Annotated in this window: 13 protein-coding genes and 1 tRNA gene; 10 read left to right on the top strand and 4 right to left on the bottom strand. The window is 52.0% G+C overall.

The window, feature by feature from the left end; genetic code table 11:
- Nucleotides 1–130 precede the first annotated feature (130 nt).
- Together HOJ08_00430 and pssA are read left to right on the top strand one after the other, a co-directional pair.
- Entirely contained in the window at nt 131–799 is a 669-nt protein-coding gene (locus HOJ08_00430) for a phosphatidylserine decarboxylase (protein ID MBT5671902.1), read from the top strand.
- Nucleotides 796–1686, top strand: a complete 891-nt coding sequence (gene pssA, locus HOJ08_00425; protein MBT5671901.1) for a CDP-diacylglycerol--serine O-phosphatidyltransferase — start codon at nt 796–798, stop codon at nt 1684–1686. The genes HOJ08_00430 and pssA overlap by 4 nt, the downstream gene beginning before the upstream one ends.
- Nucleotides 1687–1689: 3 nt before the next feature.
- On the opposite strand, the gene HOJ08_00420 is transcribed toward pssA, so the two are convergent.
- Nucleotides 1690–2670: a 4,5-dihydroxyphthalate decarboxylase gene (locus HOJ08_00420; protein MBT5671900.1), complete on the bottom strand. Its 981-nt coding sequence runs from the start codon at nt 2668–2670 to the stop codon at nt 1690–1692.
- A 293-nt stretch (nt 2671–2963) separates the two neighbouring features.
- Between HOJ08_00420 and HOJ08_00415 the strand changes: the two genes are divergently transcribed.
- Nucleotides 2964–5291 (top strand): response regulator, encoded by a 2328-nt coding sequence (locus HOJ08_00415; GenBank protein ID MBT5671899.1) that lies wholly within the window; start codon nt 2964–2966, stop codon nt 5289–5291.
- Between the two features lie 24 nt (nt 5292–5315).
- Nucleotides 5316–5705: a response regulator gene (locus HOJ08_00410; protein ID MBT5671898.1), complete on the top strand. Its 390-nt coding sequence runs from the start codon at nt 5316–5318 to the stop codon at nt 5703–5705.
- A gap of 35 nt (nt 5706–5740) precedes the next feature.
- Here HOJ08_00410 and HOJ08_00405 read toward each other — a convergent pair whose 3' ends face one another.
- Both HOJ08_00405 and HOJ08_00400 read right to left on the bottom strand, forming a co-directional pair.
- The gene (locus HOJ08_00405; protein ID MBT5671897.1) at nt 5741–9001 is read right to left on the bottom strand and encodes a transporter substrate-binding domain-containing protein; all 3261 of its coding nucleotides are present in this window, start codon (nt 8999–9001) and stop codon (nt 5741–5743) included.
- Between the two features lie 248 nt (nt 9002–9249).
- Nucleotides 9250–11577: a xanthine dehydrogenase family protein molybdopterin-binding subunit gene (locus HOJ08_00400; protein MBT5671896.1), complete on the bottom strand. Its 2328-nt coding sequence runs from the start codon at nt 11575–11577 to the stop codon at nt 9250–9252.
- 412 nt (nt 11578–11989) lie between these two features.
- On the opposite strand from HOJ08_00400, the gene HOJ08_00395 reads away from it, so the two are divergent.
- Nucleotides 11990–14689 (top strand): PAS domain-containing protein, encoded by a 2700-nt coding sequence (locus HOJ08_00395; protein ID MBT5671895.1) that lies wholly within the window; start codon nt 11990–11992, stop codon nt 14687–14689.
- 98 nt (nt 14690–14787) lie between these two features.
- Here HOJ08_00395 and HOJ08_00390 read toward each other — a convergent pair.
- Nucleotides 14788–14861: transfer RNA gene (locus HOJ08_00390), tRNA-Gln, on the bottom strand.
- Between the two features lie 242 nt (nt 14862–15103).
- On the opposite strand from HOJ08_00390, the gene HOJ08_00385 reads away from it, so the two are divergent.
- From HOJ08_00385 to HOJ08_00365, 5 genes are all read left to right on the top strand, one after another.
- Complete coding sequence (locus HOJ08_00385) at nt 15104–16216, top strand: Ppx/GppA family phosphatase (protein ID MBT5671894.1); 1113 nt, start codon at nt 15104–15106, stop codon at nt 16214–16216.
- A gap of 3 nt (nt 16217–16219) precedes the next feature.
- Nucleotides 16220–16984 carry an RlmE family RNA methyltransferase gene (locus HOJ08_00380; protein ID MBT5671893.1) on the top strand — a complete coding sequence of 255 codons (765 nt, stop codon included), beginning with the start codon at nt 16220–16222 and terminating at the stop codon, nt 16982–16984.
- 111 nt (nt 16985–17095) lie between these two features.
- Complete coding sequence (gene guaB, locus HOJ08_00375) at nt 17096–18574, top strand: IMP dehydrogenase (protein MBT5671892.1); 1479 nt, start codon at nt 17096–17098, stop codon at nt 18572–18574.
- A gap of 9 nt (nt 18575–18583) precedes the next feature.
- Nucleotides 18584–20137: a glutamine-hydrolyzing GMP synthase gene (guaA, locus tag HOJ08_00370; GenBank protein ID MBT5671891.1), complete on the top strand. Its 1554-nt coding sequence runs from the start codon at nt 18584–18586 to the stop codon at nt 20135–20137.
- A gap of 51 nt (nt 20138–20188) precedes the next feature.
- Nucleotides 20189–20509 carry a parvulin peptidyl-prolyl isomerase gene (locus HOJ08_00365; protein MBT5671890.1) on the top strand — a complete coding sequence of 107 codons (321 nt, stop codon included), beginning with the start codon at nt 20189–20191 and terminating at the stop codon, nt 20507–20509.
- Nucleotides 20510–20523: the final 14 nt, after the last annotated feature.

The following is a 20523-nucleotide window of genomic DNA, read 5'->3' as shown; positions in this document are numbered from 1 at the left end:
ATGACGAGATGGCATATGAAATCTGTACAGTCGATGCTTTCGCAATGTATGGATGATCGGGTAGTATCCCTTGCTTTTAGCTTTTGTGGGTAAGGGCCGGGTTTGGATTTTTATTATTACTGGAATTAAAATGCGCATTGCCGTTCATCGTGAAGGATTACCGATAATCGCCGGATTTGTTGCCGTGGCAGCCCTGGCATGGTGGGCTTGGCCTCCGTTGGGCTTTCCAGGGGGTATCATTGCCCTGTGGAGCATCTGGTTCTTCCGTGATCCTGACCGTTTCCCACCGGATATTCCGGGGGCTATTATTTCACCGGCAGATGGAAAACTTTTGCCTATTGTCAAGGCACCCCCACCAGAAGAGATGGGGATGGGGTCTGAGCCATTGACCCGGGTCAGCATTTTCATGAATGTTTTTAACGTGCATGTGAACAGGGTTCCCGCAGACGGCAAGGTCGAAGTTGTCCACTATCGTGCTGGGCGTTTTTTCAATGCTTCTTTTGACAAGGCCAGCATTCATAACGAACGCCAGTCCGTGCGCATGAAAACGCTTAATGGGGATGATATTGTCTTTGTACAGATTGCAGGTTTGATCGCCAGGCGTATTCGTTCAACCTTAACGGTGGGCAATGATGTCCAGGCCGGTGCAAGGTTTGGCCTGATCCGTTTTGGAAGCAGGTTGGATGTCTATCTTCCTGATGGGATGGAGCCAAAGCTGACCGAAGGCCAGTCCATGGTGGCAGGGGAAACGGTTATTGCCATTTCGGGGGATCATAAAAAAGGGAATGCGGTATCATGACACGAAAACCTCGATTGCGTCCGGCCGCAGCACGCCAAGGGCAACGATTGAAAGCACTCCCTTTTAATCGCCTTATTCCCAATATTTTGACGGTGCTGGCGCTTTGCGCCGGGCTGACGGCCATTCGTTATGGATTTCAGGGCCAGTGGAACATGGCGGCGCTGGCCATTTTAGTATCGGCAATTCTGGACACCCTTGATGGTCGGGTGGCCAGGCTGCTTGGTGGCGCAACAAAATTCGGGGCGGAACTGGATTCGTTATCTGATTTTGTCAGCTTTGGTGTGGCACCTGCGATGGTCGTGTTCCTTTGGAGCCTTCAAAGTTTGAAAGGCCTTGGTTGGGTGATTGCCTTGGTGTTTGCCGTGTGTGTGGCGCTCAGGCTCGCGCGGTTCAATACCAAGCTTGAGGGATCGAACCAGCCATCTTGGGCCTCTAATTATTTCACAGGTGTTCCGGCCCCCGCTGGCGGTGGATTGCTTTTGTTACCCATGTTGCTGCATTTGGAAACAGGGGCCAATTTTTTAGCGTCTCCCGTGGTCAACGGAATGGTGGCGATACTGGTGGGCTATTTGATGATCAGCCAGCTACCAACATATTCTTTCAAACGCATTCAGGTGCCCCACCGTTATGTGCTGCCTTTCCTGCTTTTAGTCGGTCTGGTCGCAGCCTTGCTGGTGACAGAAACGTGGATCACGCTGTCGGTGGTCTTGATCACGTATCTTGTGACGATTCCATTTTCAGTCAGGTCCCATGCCCGTCACAAGGCGACCAGCGATCTTGAACAACCGGGATCACCGTTGAGCGATGGTGATAACGGGGGCGAAGCTGGTGAGGGTGACTTCATGTTTGATGAAAAAGCGGATGGAAGTTCAGAAGGCAAGGATTAACCCTTAAAGTTTTCTGACATTTTCCGGGTACATTTCTTCAACGTTCACTTTGCGGTGTGTCACCCCTTGTTCGTTGCAGAACTGTAAAAAGGCTTCAAGGGTTGTGCGGTTGGCCTCAATGCCATAGGGCCAGAAATCATCACCAAACATTGCCTTTGATTTTTCTGCATAATCGAAACACCAGGGAATGGGGAAGCGGCATATATTGCCATCAAGGGCGCGGGCCAGACTGCGGTTTTTGGCTTCACTCAGGGCCTCGAACAGGGCCGGACCGATCCAGGGGTCCTGATTGTAGGTGTCGCCCCGAATGGCAACAGTGTGCATGATTGGGAAAATGCGATGCTTTTCCCAATAACCTTCTTCCACGGCCCGAAAATTTTCTACCAACCGCCGTATCCGTGGATCGCCTGCTTGAAACAGGTCCGGGGGGTGGGCGCAGATGACGGCATCAAGCTCGCCGTCAATCAGCATGTCCATGAGGGAACGGTCATTGATTTCTGTGTAACGAATGCCCTGGGGTAGAACCGGTTTGATCTGGCTCCAGTTGGCAAGGCTGTTGATTCCAGCGCGCACCCATTCGATGTCGTTGAGTGGAATGCCGATGTCGTGCATCAGCCATGCCCGTGTATAGACCACTGCAGTTTGGACCCATTCCGGGATGCCGACTTTTTTCCCGGCCAGATCTTCGGGTTTATCAATGTTCCCATCAGAGGCAACATAAACAGCATGTTGGCGAAAGAACCGTGACGGAAAGACAGGAATGCCGGAAAGATTGTCTGCGCCCTGGGATATCAGGGAGACGTAGCGCGCCATAGACATTTCAGAGACGTGCCATTCGCGGGTGTTGGTAAACCGTTCAAAGATATCTTCTACAGGAAGATCAAAATGGTTGAGGCTGATCCCCGGTGCTTTGACCTTGCCATCGGTAAAGTCGCGAACATGATCATAATCGCTGATGGCAATATCAAGATTCAGGTCGGCCATGGTTTTCCCCAATGAAATAGAAATTTGAAACAAACACGTTAATTATTGTCCTCTGATTATCAGTGTAAGGCCACAGGGCTGTCCAGAAAAACCCTTTAAAAACAAAGAGATTTTAAATATCACGATGTCTTTAGTGAATTTCGGGAAATTCACCCGTTTCGTCAACAAACACCATTTTTTAAGCCTAATACTCTTTTAACTCCGGATGGTTAGCCTGAAGCCATAAATTCACCGGATTAGTGGGGATATCCCTTCGGACATAGGTTCGGCTGGGGGCCTGAATGCAGGAAAAGATGGCTGGAGATACGCTGGGGCCTTATATGGAGCCCCAATCAGGGGAATTGGAAAGAGAATCATCGGACCGTACCGATGGTTCCATTGATGTTTCCGAAATTCAAACCTTGAAGACGACCATCACCCTGATCGCCATGCTTGGGGCATTGATCATTGCGTTATCAATTCCATTTTTCTTTGCCCTTAATGCGTATCACCACAAAACCAGCATCCTGAATATTGAAGCCAAAGAAGTTGCAGGCAGGGTGTCACGATTGGTCGCTTCTGCGCCGCACCAATGGGGAACGCAGAGTCAAATTCAAAACCTTGGTGCCATGGACAGGCAGCAAGGTGAGATCAGTATTTTCGGAATTGATGGCATTCCTATTTTGCAATCAGGCAGCAAGCCTGAATGGCCAACTGTTTCCCATCAAGTGGGTATTTTTAATGGTAAGAGCCTCGTTGCAACACTGACCATCACAGATAGCTTGAGACCATCCTTGATCCCATTGGGCTGGATTTTCCTTTTTGCATTTGTTCTGGGCATCGGGATTTTTCTTGGCTTGCGGCAATTCCCCCTTGGGGCGCTGAATGTGGTGACAAAACGTTTGAAGACATCGCAATCGAGATTGCGTGGTCGTATCAATGAATTGGAAATCACCAGATCAAAGCTTGAGCTTCAGAAACAGGAATTGACCCGTATGGCAGGTGCGCTGGAACAGGCGCGCGACGAAGCCGAGGCCGCCAATAAGAGCAAGTCGGATTTTCTTGCCATCATGAGCCATGAAATTCGCACGCCCATGAATGGCATGATTGGGATGAATGATGTTCTTCTGAATACCAACCTTGATGACAAACAGACGCTTTATGTCAATTCGGCCCAAGATGCAGCGAAAGCATTGCTGGGTATTGTGAATGATGTTTTGGACTTCTCGAAACTGGAGGCGGGCCAGTTTGAACTGGAAGAGATTGATTTTTCGCTGAATGAAACCCTGAAAAGTGTCATCAATCTTCAAAAGGTTCCAGCCAAGGACAGGAACATTCAATTGCATTTGCAGGTGGCCCCGGAAATTGGTGACATTTATTCCGGTGATCCCACCCGCCTTCGACAAATTCTTATGAACCTTGTTGGGAATGCGATCAAGTTCACTGAAAATGGTTCCATCACCCTTAAAATTGGGCTGGATAGGCCCTACAGTGTTGATCAAAAAATTATGTTCGAAGTGATCGACACCGGCATTGGCATTGCTGAGGATAAGATCGAAAGTTTATTCGAAAAATTTACCCAGGCAGACAGTTCAACAACCCGACGGTTTGGTGGCACCGGACTTGGCCTTGCTATTTCAAAAAACCTGGCTCAAGTGATGGGCGGTGATATCGGTGCCAGAAGTTGCCTTGGTGAAGGGTCGACCTTCTGGTTTGCGGTGCGTTTGGGGGCACCCCGTGGGGATGAAATGGATGGCGGCAGCCATACGGCAATGGCCACAAGCCAGAATAAAATGGATATGGCCAAAAACCATATCTTGGTGGTGGAAGACAATATTACCAATCAAATTTTGATCACTGCAATTTTGGAACAGCTGGGTTGTAAATATGATGTTGCAGACAATGGGGTTAAGGCCATTGATGCCCTTGAATTGGCATCCTACGACCTGGTTTTAATGGATATTTCCATGCCAGAAATGGATGGAATTGAGGCGACTTTGAAAATCAGGTCAGAGCCCGGGCTAAATCAAAAGGTGCCAATCATTGCAGTGACGGCCAATGTCATAAAGGGAGACCGGGAACGGTTTCTGGAATCTGGGATGAATGATTATCTTCCCAAACCAATTGATCGAAACAAACTGATCGCACTCATTCAACACTATCGTGATGTTGAGACCCCAGAGGGGATCAACGATGGTGTGGAAGAGGATGATTTTGATGTTTTAATGGATGTTGGTTCGGACGAGACAGAAGCACAATGTCTGGAAGACAATAAAATTCTGGATTTTGAGGTGATCGGGCAATGGCAATCCTTTTTGCCTGAAGACAAATTTATGGACCTTGTGAGCTCGCAGGTTGTTTCTGCTGAACAGGGGATCGTTGACATCAATGCAGCGGCAAGAACATTGGATATGGTTGCATTAAAGGATATTGCCCACAGTCTTAAGGGCACGTGTGGCAACCTTGGTTTGATGCGGGTACATTTTATTGCCAGCAAAATTGAAGCCAGTGCTGGTGTGGGAGATGAAACAGAGTCTCTCGCCTTGATTTCAGTTCTTGAAGAAGCGATAACGGAGGCCATAGCGGAATTGAATAGCCGCTACGGATGTGGGGAAATGGGGCAGGCCAAAACCGCTAGGTGATGGAATGTTCAGGGGGCTAATAAAATGGCAAAAAGTATTGATGATATAAATGTTCTGCTTGTGGATGATGTTTCACAGGCCAGAAGGTTTGTTGAAGTGATTCTTTCCGGCATGGGGGTCAATCAGGTTTTTACCGCCAATGACGGCCGCTCTGCCCTCGACTTTTTGGGTGTTGAGATCGATATGGTGGACCTGATCATTTGTGATTGGCAAATGCCCCGCATGTCCGGCTTAGAACTTTTGAAACAGGTGCGTGTCATTGCACCAGACATGCCCTTTATGATGGTGACGGGCCGATCAGATATTAAATCTGTTACCGAAGCCCGGGACCTTGGCGTAAATGCCTATATTGCGAAACCCTTTTCGCCTCAGGATTTTGAAAAAAAGATGAAAACGCTGCTGCGTTATATGTAGGCAGTGGCAACACTGAATAGTGTGCGGGCGATCGTTTATGCGACCGGAGGGTGTCGCATGCTTTCTGTATTTGCATCTGGAACGATGCGGTCTTTTGGAAAGCGCACGGAGACAATCGTGCCGACGCCAACTTCGCTTTGGATATCCAATGTGCCGCCTTGTAGCTCAATCAACTGCTTGGTCAGGGGAAGTCCCAGCCCGGTGCCCTGATGTCGACGGTTCAAAAGGCTTTCGATCTGGGTGAATGGCTGTAATACCCGGGGGATATCTTCAGCAGGGATGCCATTCCCGTTATCAATGACCTGAACAATATAACCATTGTGGGTTTGTGCCCATACCTTGACGGTAATGTGGCCACCGCGCTGGGTAAATTTTATGGCATTGGAAAGCAGGTTAAGGATGATCTGTTTGAATTTTCGTTGATCGGCATAAAGGGCAATAGCGGTATCCGGGTTCTCAAGGCCAAGATGGAGTCCGCCGTTGCGGGCCTGGCCTCGCATCATTTTCAGGCAAGACTGTATAACCACCATTGGATCAAATGTTTCTTCGCTGATGTCCATCTTGCCAGCTTCAACCTTTGAAAGATCCAAAATGTCGTTAATGAGGCTAAGTAGGTGTTGACCTGAATTGTGAATGTCCTCTGCATATTCCAGATATTTTTCGTTTCCAAGAGGCCCAAAACTGCCATTTTTCATGATGTCTGAAAAACCGATAACCGCATTGAGCGGCGTGCGCAATTCATGGCTCATGTTGGCTAGAAATTCACTTTTGGTGCGGTTGGCATATTCGGCGTCTTCCATGGCAATCCGAATTTTTTCCTCTGCCACCTTTCTTTCCGTGACATCAGTGAAGGTGATTGTGAAACCACCACCGGGCATGGTGGTGCGATGAATCAGAATGGTTGTGCCAGTGGAATTGTGGGTGATTTCATTTTCATATTTTTCACATTTCTGGATACTTTCCAGCCGATCTCTAACCTGTTGGTCAATTTCAGAAGGGCTAAGCCCGTTTCGAGCCGCACTGAAACGAATCAAGTCTTCATAATTTTTACCCAGTTTTATCATGTCTTGTGGAAACTCACCCAAATCAACAAAGCGCTGATTGTAGGCAACAAGTTCCAACTGCGAATTGTATACCGAAATTCCCTGATCAACATTGTTGAAGGTTGTGCTCAGAAGTGCTGATTTTTCAGCGGCAATTCCTTCGGCCTTGGCCAGATCGGTTATATCTGTGAGGGTGGTGACCAGAACATTGCCGGGCATCCGTTTGTGATGGGTAATGAAGACAGTGCCTTTGTGGTTCGTTCTGCGTTCCGCGGTCCGTTCCAGAAAGGTATCCCCACCCAGAACATCGTAATGATCATGAACGATTTTTTCTATGTCGCGGCCTTCGTATTGGCCCATTTTTTTGCGTTCCCGAAGGATTTCTTCCATTGGCATGCCTTCGTACAGAAACCCTTTGGGCAGGCCAAGAATTTCGCCGACATGATCGTTAAACCGAATTAAATGAAGGTCGGCATCATAAACAGCCAGGCCCTGGGCCATGGTGCCCATGGTGGTTTCCAGCAACAGGTTTTTCGCTACCGCTTCTTCTTCGGCCAGTTTTTGCTCTGTGACATCCTGGTTCACGTTGATAACGTAAAGCGGGTTTCCTTCATCATCATTGACCATAGATCGATCATTAATGATCCAGGCAATGGATTCATCCTTGCGCATATAACGCATGGTACTTTGGTATCTGATTGTCCCTTTAGCCATCAGGGTTTCACGTTCGAGAGTATGTTGTGACCAGTCTTCGGGCAACGTAATGTCTCTCATCCGCATGCGCTTCATTTCAGCGGCAGAATATCCCAAGATATTTACAAGCGCCGGGTTGACGGTAAGGGTGTCATCACGAAGGTTTCTGATTGCGATCCCGACACGGGCATTATCAAAGGCTTTGCGAAAGCGTTCTTCGCTTTCCTGAAGCGCACGTTCCGTCTGTTTGCGTTCGGTAATGTCTGTGTAGGTGGTAACAAACCCGCCATTAGGTAAGGGGGTCCGGTGATAGACATAAGTGATCCCCGCATCGGTTTCGCGTTCTCCGGTGCGCTCAACAGGCTCTTTGGCACGCGCCAGGTGCCGGATGACTTTGTCATTGTCATTGCCTTGGCCACTAAAATTATGCGGGCCGGTTTTGCGAATCACGTCTTCAAGGTAAAGGCCAAGGTGAAGGAACCCTTTTGGAAAGTTGAATTGTTTTTCGAACCGTTGATTGAATGAAATCAGCCTTAAATCGGCATCATAGGCAACAAACCCCTGGGCCATGGCATCGATGGTTGTTTTCAGAATTCTGGTTTGATCCGTACTTTGCTTTTCTGCCTGTTCCCGTAATGCAATGGCATTACGAAGTTCCTTATTCAGGATAAAGACCGATGCGTAACGCCATCCGGCCATCAAAACCAAAACCCCAATTATGATCGCCCCCACGGCCCATCCAATATGTTCTGCGGTCCAGAAAACCTGATTGGTGCCGTACCATTTCAGGTAAATCTGGTGGTATTGGGGGGAGTGGACAAAATTTTCAACCACCGGGACCAAAACTTTTGCTAGCTCGGGCCGACGATTATGAATGCGGATGGCGCGTTTGATTTCCAGCAATGGTGGTCCCGATACCTTGATCTGGCCATCGACACCAATTTGGTGGGCAAGACGCATGATGACGGAACGTGGAAAAATAATGGCTTCTTCACGCCCCGATAAAAGGCTGAACAGGGCTTTTTGAATGTCTTCGTGAACGACAAGGATGGCATCCTTGTGTTTGTTCATGAATTTTTCGCCGATATTATTTCTGACAACGCCAATTCGAAGGCCCCGAAACCTATCCTGGCGGTTTAAATTATGGGTACTTTTACGGGTGATAATAGAGAGATGAAATGTTTCCACAGGAGCGGTGAAAGTGGACGTTTTCAGACGTTCGGCCGTGATGCCCCCAAGGGGGATAACATCGGCCTTGCCGGCATCAAACATTTTGGTGGCTTCGGGGAAATTCGGTGCGATCCGGTATTCAACGGAATACCCGATCTGATCCGCGACAGCATTCATGATGTCTATGGCGAAGCCACTGGGATTGCCATAATTGTCCACGCTGTAGTCTGGTGGCCATGAACGGGGGATGGCTGCAATAATGTTGCGCGAATTATGCTCAAGGGCTTTTGGGCTTGGTGTTTGGGCGAAACTGGTTTGGGGGACCGCAAATGCTGAAAGGCCCATCAGGGCAATAACAAGGCACCGTGCATATCTTAGTCGCGTGTGCATAAGACCGTATTCGCAGCTGGTGAAATCCAAAAAGCGTAGACAAAACGTGGGCGGTATTTTCAGGCTTCTTCTGTAATTATGGCCCCTAGCTAAAGAAGTATATAATTATGCATATCATAGCGATTGCTAATGCCCCGTAAAGAAAGCATAAAGAATCGATATAAGCCCTTGAAAACAAATGAATAATTCAGGGCTAAATTGGCCGCCCGGCGGCTTTATGGGCATAAAAAACGCCTGATGCGCTGTTTTTATGCTGATTGGGAATCGTGGATGGCGCGCCAAATACGGTCCGGCGTTGCGGGCATGGCAAAATTATCGATGCCCAAAGGTGCCAATGCATCGTTGACCGCGTTCATCACCGAAGACAATGCACCGACGGTTCCGCATTCCCCCGCACCTTTGACCCCCAGCGGGTTCTGCGTGGTGGGCACCGGATGAGAGCCCAGTTCAAAGTGGCAAAAATCAATGGCACGGGGCATGGTATAATCCATGAATGAGCCGGTCAGAACCTGGCCGCTTTCTGGGTCATAGACCATCTGTTCCATCAATGCCTGTCCTGCCCCCTGGGCGATGCCGCCACAGACCTGGCTTTGAACCCCGTTGGGGTTTAGCTCAACCCCAACATCCTGAACGGCTGTATAGCGCGACATTTCAACTGTGCCGGTTTCGGGATCAATTTCCACCTCGCAGACATGGCAGGAATTGGGAATGTTGTTGACCTCTGGCGACCAGGTTGCGGTTTCAAACAGGCCAAGTTCAAGATCATCGGGCATTTTTCCGGGTTTAAACGCGGCCTGGGCCACTTCGGTGAAATCGATGGATCGGTTTGTGCCATCCACCTTGAAGGTGCCGTCTTCAAAGCTGATATCGTCAAGGCTGGCTTCCATCAAATGGGCGGCAATGCGTTTCCCTTTGGCGATGATTTTTTCAGTTGATTTAAAAACCGCGCTGCCGGCAATGGTGGCGGTCCGTGCCGCCCCGGTGCCCGTGCCCCAGGAAAGCCTGCTGGTGTCGCCTTCGACCACAGAAATGGTATCGGCATCAATGCCCAAATGATGGGAAACAATTTGGGTATAAATGGTGGCATGGCTTTGACCGCCCGCTGTGGACCCAACCAACACGGTCACGGTGCCACTGGGATCAAACCGCAGCTCGGCCGTTTCTGGCCCCGGTCCCGCGGATGGATCAACCGTCGATGAAATGCCCACCCCATAAAGGGTGCCACGTTTTTTGGCGTCTGCCTTGCGCACATCAACGCCTTCGTAATCGGCCTGCTTCAGGCATTTGTCCATCAATGCCGTAAATTCGCCGCTGTCGTAACTGGCACCCGTGGGCAAGGTATAGGGCATGGCATCTGCCGGTATATGGTTTTTGCGCCTGATTTCGGCTGGATCAATGCCCGCTTTGCGCGCAGCCATATCGATGATGCGTTCCAGAACATAAGTCCCTGGCGCCCCACCCGGTGCCCGGTAATTGGCAACGGGCACGGTGTTGGTCAGCGCCGCCGTACCGGTGCCATAGATGGTCGGCATGATATAGGTGCCGCACAGGGCACGCGCCACGCCACGGGTTGAATTGGCCCCGTTGGTGGTCAGGAATGCCCCGACATTGTTAAAGGAATTAAACCGAACGCCGACAAACTTGCCGGCTTCATCCACGCCCAGCTCGGCTTTGACCACCATGTCGCGGGCCTGATCATCGGCGATATGGCCTTCACTGCGTTCACAGTTCCATTTCACCGGGCGTCCCACGCGCTTGGATGCCCAGGCCACCACCGGCACTTCGGTATACAGCCCACCCTTCATGCCAAAGGACCCACCGACATCATTGGCGATCAGGGTCAATTTGCTTTCCGGAATATCAAACACGTGTTTTGCAATCATCGTGCGCCAGACAAAGGGGCGCTGGTTGCAGGCATAAATGGTGGTGTGGCCCCGCCCCACATCATAATCAGCAACGACAGCCCGGGGCTCCATTGAATTGGCGGCAACCCGGCTGACGGTAAAGGTGTCGCTAACGACGTGTGCGGCCGTTTCAAATGCCACATCCACCGCATCACTATCGCCCACATCGACAAAGAAGGATTCGTTGTTGGGGCTTTGGTCCCAGACCGTGGGATTGTCCAGCCCAATGGCCGTGCCGGTATCAAATTGGGCGGGCAAGGGGGCGTAATCGACCTCAATGGCTTCTGCGGCGTCTTTGGCCGCGTTGATGCTTTCGGCAATGATGATGGCGACGGTTTGGCCGACATGGCGCACGCGGTCTTTGGACATGGCGGGCCGGGGGGGCCTAAACATGGGGGACCCATCGCGGCGCTTGAAGGGCGACGCGCCATCGACCATGCCCAGACCATCGTTTTCATAATCTTCGCCGGTTAAAATCTCGATGACACCGGCCATGGCGCGGGCACCGGTCGTATCAATGGCTTTAATCTCCGCATGGGGATGGGGGGATCGCAAAAATACCGCATGGGCCTGGCCGGGCAGGGTGATGTCATTGGCATACCTCCCCTTGCCCGCCAACAACCTCGGTGCTTCAACCTGTGTCATCGGCTGGCCAATAGAATAACGCGCCATTTTTGATTCCCCTGTTCTTAGACGTTTCCACCGATTTTACAGCGAACCCGCCAAGAGGCAACATCGCGATTGTATGGGGGGGTGATGATGGCAATTTAATCGAGCAATGCGGCACTTTCTGTTTTCAAGGCCGTTGAAGAACTGCAGGAAATGTCACCGCCGAAAAGCGTTCACTGATGAACCCCGGTTAACGCAATGGTTCTTTTTGGCCTAAAGCGGACAAAAATTGATGCTAAAGCAAGACTTTTCAGTCTGATCGGCCCTTCTTAAAGAACGAGAGGCAGCCAAAGTTATTTTTAAATATATAAAAATTAATATATTACGCGATAGGGTGTCATTAGCATAATGATGCGCCCTGAGGTCGCGCCGTAATAATTTCACTGACAGTGTGGTAATTATATATGTGAGCTAAATGACGCCCTCTGATAATGATAAGATAACAGAACAATCTGCAGAACTTGCGCGAGATTTAAAGCTTCACGAGGCCATACTCGAGAGCATGGCTCAAGGCTACGTGGTCTATAGCGCCGATCAGAGGCTGGTTCGTTTTAACCAGACATTTGTTAACCTATTCAGTTTCCCTCCTGGTTTTCTGCGCCTTGGTATGCCTTTTGAAGAGATTATGCGCTATCGCGTAGAGCAGGGCCATTTCGGCGAAGGGAATATCGAAGAACAGGTCAAACATCTCGTTAAAAAGCGGCGCAGAAACGCATCCGAACTATCGAAAAAGCGGACACTCCCCGACGGCACCACCTTCATACGTTACCGACGAGAAATGCCAGACGGTGGAAGTATAGCCACCTTCACCGATATCACCACCCTTCATCAGGCTGAGCAGCTGGTACATGGGAGGACTGAAGAACTCGAGACCATCGTCGAAACCCTGTCCCAAGGGGTCGTGGTGTTTGACGGCGACATGCGGCTTACGCGGTACAACGAGCAATACGCCAAACTGTTCAATCTCCCTCCGGAACTCTTACATATTGGACTAAGCACAGAAGGGATTATTCGCTATCGCACCGAGCGGGGAGACTACGGCGAGGGGGATGTCGAAAAAATCATCAAAGACCGGTTTGAACGGGCTAAAAATTCGAGTGAGCGGAGCGATGAACGCACGCTCCCCAACGGAATGGTTTACATCCACAACCGTCAGCCGATGCCGGGGGGCGGTTGTGTTGTCACCTATACCGACATTACTGAACGGAAGCGGGTGGAGCAGGAAGCGGGGAAACAATCCCATCTCCTCGAAGTCACCTTTGAGAACATGACCCAAGGCATTGCGGTTTTCACAGTCGATCACACGTTGGTTGCCTTCAATCCCCAATATGGGGAAATCCTCGGTTTGCCATCAGGCGTTATACAGGTGGGCATGGGCCGTGATGAAATCCTTCGTTCACAGGCAACTCTAAGGGGTTGGGATGCTCCTGACATTGATGCAAATATTGACAGAATACTCAATCGCGGCCCGGAACAAGCAGGCCGGCAGCACACCCTGTCCAATGGCCGGTCCTATTCCTACGAACGCACGCCGACACCGGGCGGCGGCTACATATTGGCGCTGACTGACATCACCAGCAGCAAACTGACGGAGCAGGAAGCGGCGAAACAATCCCGTCTCCTTGAAGCTACCTTTGAGCATATGGTCCAGGGCATTGCAGTTTTTGACAGTGATTTGAAATTAGTTTCCTTCAATCCGCAGTATGCAGCGATTGCAGGACTTCCAGACGATTTCATGCGTCTTGGTATGACGCGGGAGGAACTAATTCGCTATAGGGCCGGGCAAGGGTTCTACGGTGAAGGCGAAGTTGAGGCCATTGTAGCGAAAAAACTCTCTAATGCTGTCCAAGTGGAAACAATCGAGCGCACCCTCCCCGATGGCCGGTCATATTTTTACGAACGCACGCGAACGCCGGATGGCGGCTACATCTCGACGGTGACGGATATCACCGAGCGGCGTGAGGCAGAGAAGCAACTTATCCAAGCCCAAAAGATGGAGGCGGTTGGACAGTTGACTGGCGGCGTGGCCCATGACTTCAACAACCTTTTGGCCGTCAGTATCGGTAATCTTGAACTGGCGCTGGAAGAGGCCGAGCGCGGTGGAGATGTGCGGCCCTTCCTTGCCACCATTCTCAATGCCAGTGATCGCGGCGCGGCTTTGACGAATCAACTCCTGGCATTTTCCCGTAAACAGACGCTGTTCCCGAAGGTGGTTGACGCAGGTGTTTTGGCAGGTGGCATGACTGACTTGTTGCGCAGCGCCCTGGGAGAGACCATTGAGATCAAGGTCACGGGTGAAGATAACCTCTGGCTGTGTAAGGTGGACCCCCATCAGTTGGAAAGTGCGATCCTAAATCTTGCTATCAATGCCCGGGATGCCATGCCGTCGGGCGGGACGCTCACCATACAGGCCACAAACGTCAGCATCGACGATGATTACGCGGCGGCACAAGTTGATGTGGCACAGGGCGCATATGTGATGGTTGCTGTCAGCGATACCGGGACCGGCATGCCAAAAGACGTAATCGACCATGTCTTTGATCCCTTCTTCACCACCAAAGAGGTGGGACAGGGCACGGGTCTCGGGCTTTCCATGGTGTACGGGTTCATCAAACAATCGGATGGCCAGGTGACGATTTACAGCGAGGTAGGGAAAGGCACGACGATCAAGCTGTATCTGCCGCGGTCCGATGGGTCTGAACTTTCCCCAAATCAGGTGGAACAGGAAGATGCGCCCCAAGCCCGTGGCGAGACCATTTTGGTGGTCGAAGATGATCCCGATGTTCGCACCCTGTCGGTCGCGCTGTTAAGCGGGCTTGGCTATGAGATCCTTGCCGCGACGGATGGTAAATCTGCGCTCAAGGTTTTGGAGACAGCACCCCGGGTTAACCTGTTGTTCACCGATGTGGTCCTGCCGGGCGGGATGAGTGGGCCAGAGATCGCGGCTGAGGTCCGGAAACGCTATCCCGGCATCGTGGTTCTTTACACATCGGGATACACCGATCTTGGAAACGTCGATATGAGCGCTTTCGATGAAGAAGCCGAACTGCTTCAGAAGCCCTACCGCAAGGCAGACCTTGCCCAGAAGATTCGTCAGGTTCTCGATCAGGCGTAGTCGTAGCTGAATGTCCCTAAGTCCCTATCAGCATCCAGACACCAGCGCCTTCTTATGTCCGCTGTTGGCTCATGACCTGATGATATAAAAAATAAGATTGGCTGGGGAACCTGGATTCGAACCAGGACTAAGCGGGTCAGAGCCACTCGTTCTACCGTTAAACTATTCCCCAATCGGGTTTTTGTGGCACCCCGATAGGCAGGGGGACAAAAGCCGTTAGAAGTGGGGCTTTTACCACATGAGGCCCGAATTGAACAAGATGCGAGGAAGATATTGGTGAAATATCTGCATCCGTTCAGAGTTGGGCCTGAATAAACCGTGATAAAGCGCCCTGTTTCGATCCTTGGGCATCATTTTTCCATTAATTGCGAGTTACTGTTTCCCGTAGGCGCAAAGTTTCAGTACCTTTGGCCCATGAAAACCGATCAGCTTACACATAACACCGGTGCCAAAGGCACGATAAAGGATTCTGCCAAAGGCACGATAAAGGATTCTGCCAAAGGCACGACCAAGGGTTCCGCCAAGGGTGAGCATCAAAACAGGGAGACGTTTGGGGCCATTGATCTTGGCACCAACAATTGTCGCTTGTTGGTTGCTGAACCCTATCAGGGGGCCTTCAAGGTGGTCGATGCCTTTTCCAGAATCGTGCGTCTGGGCGAAGGATTGGAGCGCCATGGTCGGTTGAGCGATGAGGCCATGGAGCGCACCCTTGGGGCGCTGCGCATCTGCGCGTCAAAAATGTCGCGGAGAAAGGTTCTGAAGGCCCGCAATGTGGCAACCGAGGCCTGCCGCAGGGCGGCTAATTGTGACGATTTTCTGAAACGCATCCGGTCTGAAACCGGGCTGACCCTTGAGATCATCACGACGCAAGAAGAAGCAAGTCTGGCGCTGGCCGGTTGTGCGCCGTTATTGCGCCCGGGTTTCGAATACGGGCTGGTGTTTGATATCGGCGGTGGTTCAACGGAAATCCTGTGGGTTGAAACCCCCCAAGGCGGTGCCGGTGCGCGGTTGATCGACAGCCTGTCTTTGCCCATCGGGGTTGTGAACCTTTCGGAAATTCATGGTGGCGACAACATTTCGAAAATTGAATTTGATACCATTACCGGCGTTATTCAGGCAGCGATCGCGGGTTTTGGCGCCCGCAATGCAATCTCTGAGGCGATCGCGCGCGGCGCGGTGCAGATGCTGGGCAGTTCCGGCACCGTGACCACCTTGGCTGGCATTCATATGGGCCTGCCAGCGTATGATCGGATGCGGGTCGATGGCGGCTATCTTGAATTTGATGAAATTAATGCGGTCAGGGATCACCTGATGGCCCTTGACCCCAAAGGCCGGGCGAAGGAACCCTGCATTGGTGAAACCCGCGCTGATCTGGTCGTTGCCGGCTGTGCCATTTTAGAAGCCATCTGTTTATCCTGGCCCGTGGGCCGGTTGCGGGTGGCGGATCGGGGCCTGCGCGAAGGCATTCTGTGTGGCCTGATGGGGCTTGATGGGGATCGCCCCGCCGGTCTTACACGCGGGGCCTGAGCAATGGCCAACATCAAAAAAAAGGGCGGGGTAAAACCAACCGGCCCGAATGCCAAAGCAAAGGCTGCTAAAAAAAGGGCAACGCCCGGTCAAAAACTGGTTCCTAAATCTGCGGGCAAAAAGGCTACCGCCAAAAAATTGCGCACCGCACGCGGCCGGGGCACGTCTTCTGTGAACTGGCTGGAACGCCAATTGCGTGATCCGTATGTCGCCAAGGCACGCGCTCAGGGATACCGATCCCGCGCCGCATTCAAGCTGATGGAGCTGAATGATAAATATCGCTTTCTGAAACCGGGCAAACGAATCCTTGATTTGGGTGCCGCCCCGGGCGGTTGGTCCCAACTGGCCGTTGAAAAATGCGGGGCCGGTAATGTCGTTGCCGTGGACATTCAGGAAACAGAGCCAATTACCGGTGCGGTGATACTGACCATTGATTTTCTGGACCCATCCGCCCCGGAATTGATCCACGCGGCCCTGAAGGGAAAGGCCGATGTTGTGTTGTCGGATATGGCAGCCCCCAGCATGGGCCATGCCCAGACGGATCATTTGCGCATCATGGGATTGCTGGATGCTGCCTATGATTTTGCCCGCGAGGTTCTGTCGCCGGGTGGGATATTTGTCGGCAAGGTTTTGCGCGGGGGCGCAGAAAAAGGGCTGCTGGATATGCTCAAACGTGATTTTACCGAAATTCGCCACGTCAAACCGCCTGCCAGCAGAAAAGAATCGGCCGAAATCTATGTAATCGCCTTGGGGTTCAAAGGGGCGTAAAGCCCCAGATTTGTACCTGTTTTCGGAAAATACGGTTAAACGCACGCAATCCGCTTGGCAAAAAGGCGCTTATATGTAACATAACGCGCCAACCGAACTTCCGAGGGTGGCATGGATATCCGAGAAGGCCTAACATTTGATGACGTATTGCTGGTTCCAGCTGCGTCAAGCGTACTTCCCAATCAGGTTGATACCGGAACCAGGCTGACAGCCTCCATCACACTCGGCATTCCCCTTATTTCATCCGCTATGGATACCGTGACGGAAAGTGCCATGGCCATTGCCTTGTCCCAAGCCGGTGGCATTGGCGTGATCCACAAAAATCTTGAAATTATGGCCCAGGCCAATGAGGTCAGGACCGTCAAGAAATTCGAAAGTGGCATGGTGGTTAATCCGGTCACCATTGCGCCGACCGCGACCCTGGCCGATGCGTTGAGCCTGATGGCCGATCATCATATTTCCGGCATTCCCGTTGTGGAAAAGAATGATGGCGCAGGCCAGCCCGGAAAGCTGGTTGGCATCCTGACCAACCGGGATGTGCGATTTGCCACCGATCCCAAGGCCAGCGTCGCCAGCCTGATGACCCGCGACAATCTGGTGACTGTGCCCGAAGGGGTGAAGATGGAAGCGGCCCAGCGGTTGCTGCACCAACACCGGATCGAAAAGCTTTTGGTGGTTGATAACGATTACCGTTGCATTGGCCTGGTAACGGTCAAGGATATGGAAAAGGCCCAATTGCATCCGAACGCGTGTAAGGATGAACAAGGTCGCCTGCGTGTGGCAGCCGCCACCGGGGTTGGCAAGCCGGGCATCGCCCGTGCCGAGGCCTTGTTGGATGCAGAAGTGGACGTGGTGGTGGTCGATACCGCCCATGGACATTCCAGGGGTGTCCTGGACACGGTCAAACAGGTCAAAGGCCTTTCCAATCAGGTTCAGGTGATGGCGGGGAATATTGCAACGGCCGATGCGGCGCAGGCCTTAATCGATGCCGGTGCCGATGCGGTTAAGGTTGGCATTGGGCCGGGGTCTATCTGCACCACCCGCATCGTTGCAGGCGTTGGTGTTCCGCAGCTGACGGCGGTTCTGGATGTGGTTGAGGTATGTCGCAAAAACAACATTCCGGTCATCGCCGATGGGGGCATTAAATATTCAGGGGATCTGGCCAAGGCCATTGCTGCCGGGGCCGATTGCGCCATGGTGGGGTCCTTGTTGGCGGGCACCGATGAAAGCCCGGGGGAAGTTTACCTGTTTCAGGGGCGTTCCTATAAATCCTATCGCGGCATGGGCTCTGTTGGGGCCATGGCCCGGGGATCAGCAGATCGTTATTTTCAGGAAGAAGTCTCTGACAGCCTGAAACTGGTTCCAGAAGGCGTGGAAGGCCGCGTGCCCTATAAAGGCCCCGCAGGTACGGTTATTCATCAATTGATCGGGGGCTTGTCGGCCGCCATGGGCTATACCGGCAATGGCACGCTGTCAGAAATGCAAAAAAATTGTTCGTTCATTCGGATTACGGGTGCAGGACTTCGCGAAAGCCATGTCCATGATATCGACATCACCCGAGAGACACCGAATTACAGGGGCAAGGACTAGGGCGGCCCTATGACAACGCATCAGTCAGTTCTGATTCTTGATTTTGGTTCACAGGTAACCCAGCTTATCGCGCGACGTGTCCGCGAAGCAGGGGTGTATTGCGAAATTGTGCCCTTTGATAAAGGGGCCGCCGCCATCAAGGCCCTTGATCCCGCTGCCATTATCCTTTCAGGCGGGCCAGCATCGGTCATTGCCGGATCATCGCCAAGCGCCCCTGATGAGGCATTTACCCATGGGGTTCCGGTGCTTGGCATCTGTTATGGCCAGCAAACCATGGTCAACCAATTGGGCGGCAGGGTCGAAAATGCTGATGACCGCGAATTTGGCCGGGCCTATATCGATATTCTGAAAGACGCGCCCCTGCTAGACGGGGTCTGGACTGTGGGCGCGCGCGAAGAGGTTTGGATGAGCCATGGCGACCGTGTCATGGCCCTGCCCGAAGGGTTCGAAGCCATTGCGAGTTCCGAAGGGGCACCGTATGCGGCCATCGCCGATGTTGACCGCAAATTCTATGGCCTCCAGTTCCATCCAGAAGTCGTGCATACCCCAGATGGGGCGGCTTTGATCGGTAATTTCCTGTCCAAGGTGGCCGGGCTTTCGGGGGATTGGACCATGGGGGCTTTCCGGGAAAGAGCCATTGAGGCCATCCGCAAACAAGTGGGGGACAAACGGGTTATTTGCGGCGTTTCCGGCGGTGTTGATTCGTCCGTTGCCGCCGTTTTGCTTCATGAAGCCATTGGCGACCAGATCGCCTGTGTATTTGTTGATAACGGGTTGTTGCGCGCAGGCGAAGCAGAAGACGTGGTTAAGGCCTTCCGCGATTCCTACAACATTCCACTGGTCCACAATGATGCGACGGATTTGTTTCTGGATAAACTCACGGGCGTTACCGACCCCGAACAAAAGCGCAAAATTATCGGCGCCACCTTTATCGATGTGTTCGAGGCCGAAGCCAAAAAGATTGGCGGGGCCGATTTTCTGGCACAAGGAACCTTGTATCCCGATGTGATTGAATCGGTATCTGTTGCCGGCGGGCCCAGCGCGACCATTAAATCCCATCACAATGTTGGTGGGCTGCCTGAGCGCATGAATATGGATCTGGTCGAACCCTTGCGCGAATTGTTCAAAGACGAAGTCCGCGAACTCGGCCGTGAACTGGGTTTGCCCGACCACATGGTTTCGCGACACCCCTTTCCGGGCCCGGGGCTGGCCATTCGGGTTCCCGGTGAAATTACCCGGGAACGGCTGGAAATTCTGCGTAATGCCGATGTGATCTATTTGGAAGAAATCCGCAAGGCGGGCTTATACGATGTAATCTGGCAGGCATTTGCCGTGTTGTTGCCGGTGCGCACCGTGGGCGTCATGGGCGATGAACGCACGTATGAATATGTGCTGGCCCTTCGCGCGGTGACCTCCACCGATGGTATGACGGCGGATTATTATCCGTTTGATCACGATTTTCTGGGGCGTGTCTCCAACCGCATCGTCAATGAGGTGCGGGGCGTCAACCGAGTGGTCTATGATGTAACTTCCAAACCACCGGGCACTATTGAGTGGGAATAAAGAATACAGTAAAATGAATTCAACACGACACAAACAAGATGAGGCAGGACAATGTCAGATCAGGTAAAAGCATCCCATATCCTTTTGATGTATGAAGGGTCCATGCGGTCCAGTGCAGATCGCAGCAAGGAAGAAGCGTTGTCTAAAATCCAGGAATTGGAACAGGCGTTATCCGCTGGTGGTGATTTTGGGGAATTGGCGAAGGAAAATTCGGATTGCCCATCAGGCGCCAGAGGCGGTGATCTTGGGGAATTCAGTCGCGGCCAGATGGTTCCCGCTTTTGACGAAGCCGTTTTCGGAATGGACGTCGGGGCAACATCGGGAATCGTGGAAACCGATTTTGGGTATCACTTGATTCACAGAACTGGTTAAGCGAGCCGGTTAAG

The sequence above is a fragment of the Rhodospirillales bacterium genome (assembly GCA_018666775.1).
Lineage (GTDB): Bacteria > Pseudomonadota > Alphaproteobacteria > SMXQ01 > SMXQ01 > JABIXC01.
This window is presented reverse-complemented; position numbering and strand designations above follow the sequence as displayed.

What these genes read in the sequence shown, in the direction of transcription:
- pssA (MBT5671901.1), top strand. Translation starts at nt 796, where the DNA reads ATGACACGAAAACCTCGATTGCGTCCGGCCGCAGCACGCCAAGGGCAA.
- guaA (MBT5671891.1), top strand. Translation starts at nt 18,584, where the DNA reads ATGACAACGCATCAGTCAGTTCTGATTCTTGATTTTGGTTCACAGGTA.
- HOJ08_00400 (MBT5671896.1), bottom strand. Translation starts at nt 11,577, where the DNA reads ATGGCGCGTTATTCTATTGGCCAGCCGATGACACAGGTTGAAGCACCG.
- HOJ08_00395 (MBT5671895.1), top strand. Translation starts at nt 11,990, where the DNA reads ATGACGCCCTCTGATAATGATAAGATAACAGAACAATCTGCAGAACTT.
- HOJ08_00365 (MBT5671890.1), top strand. Translation starts at nt 20,189, where the DNA reads ATGTCAGATCAGGTAAAAGCATCCCATATCCTTTTGATGTATGAAGGG.
- HOJ08_00430 (MBT5671902.1), top strand. Translation starts at nt 131, where the DNA reads ATGCGCATTGCCGTTCATCGTGAAGGATTACCGATAATCGCCGGATTT.
- guaB (MBT5671892.1), top strand. Translation starts at nt 17,096, where the DNA reads ATGGATATCCGAGAAGGCCTAACATTTGATGACGTATTGCTGGTTCCA.
- HOJ08_00405 (MBT5671897.1), bottom strand. Translation starts at nt 9,001, where the DNA reads ATGCACACGCGACTAAGATATGCACGGTGCCTTGTTATTGCCCTGATG.
- HOJ08_00410 (MBT5671898.1), top strand. Translation starts at nt 5,316, where the DNA reads ATGGCAAAAAGTATTGATGATATAAATGTTCTGCTTGTGGATGATGTT.
- HOJ08_00380 (MBT5671893.1), top strand. Translation starts at nt 16,220, where the DNA reads ATGGCCAACATCAAAAAAAAGGGCGGGGTAAAACCAACCGGCCCGAAT.
- HOJ08_00385 (MBT5671894.1), top strand. Translation starts at nt 15,104, where the DNA reads ATGAAAACCGATCAGCTTACACATAACACCGGTGCCAAAGGCACGATA.
- HOJ08_00420 (MBT5671900.1), bottom strand. Translation starts at nt 2,670, where the DNA reads ATGGCCGACCTGAATCTTGATATTGCCATCAGCGATTATGATCATGTT.
- HOJ08_00415 (MBT5671899.1), top strand. Translation starts at nt 2,964, where the DNA reads ATGGCTGGAGATACGCTGGGGCCTTATATGGAGCCCCAATCAGGGGAA.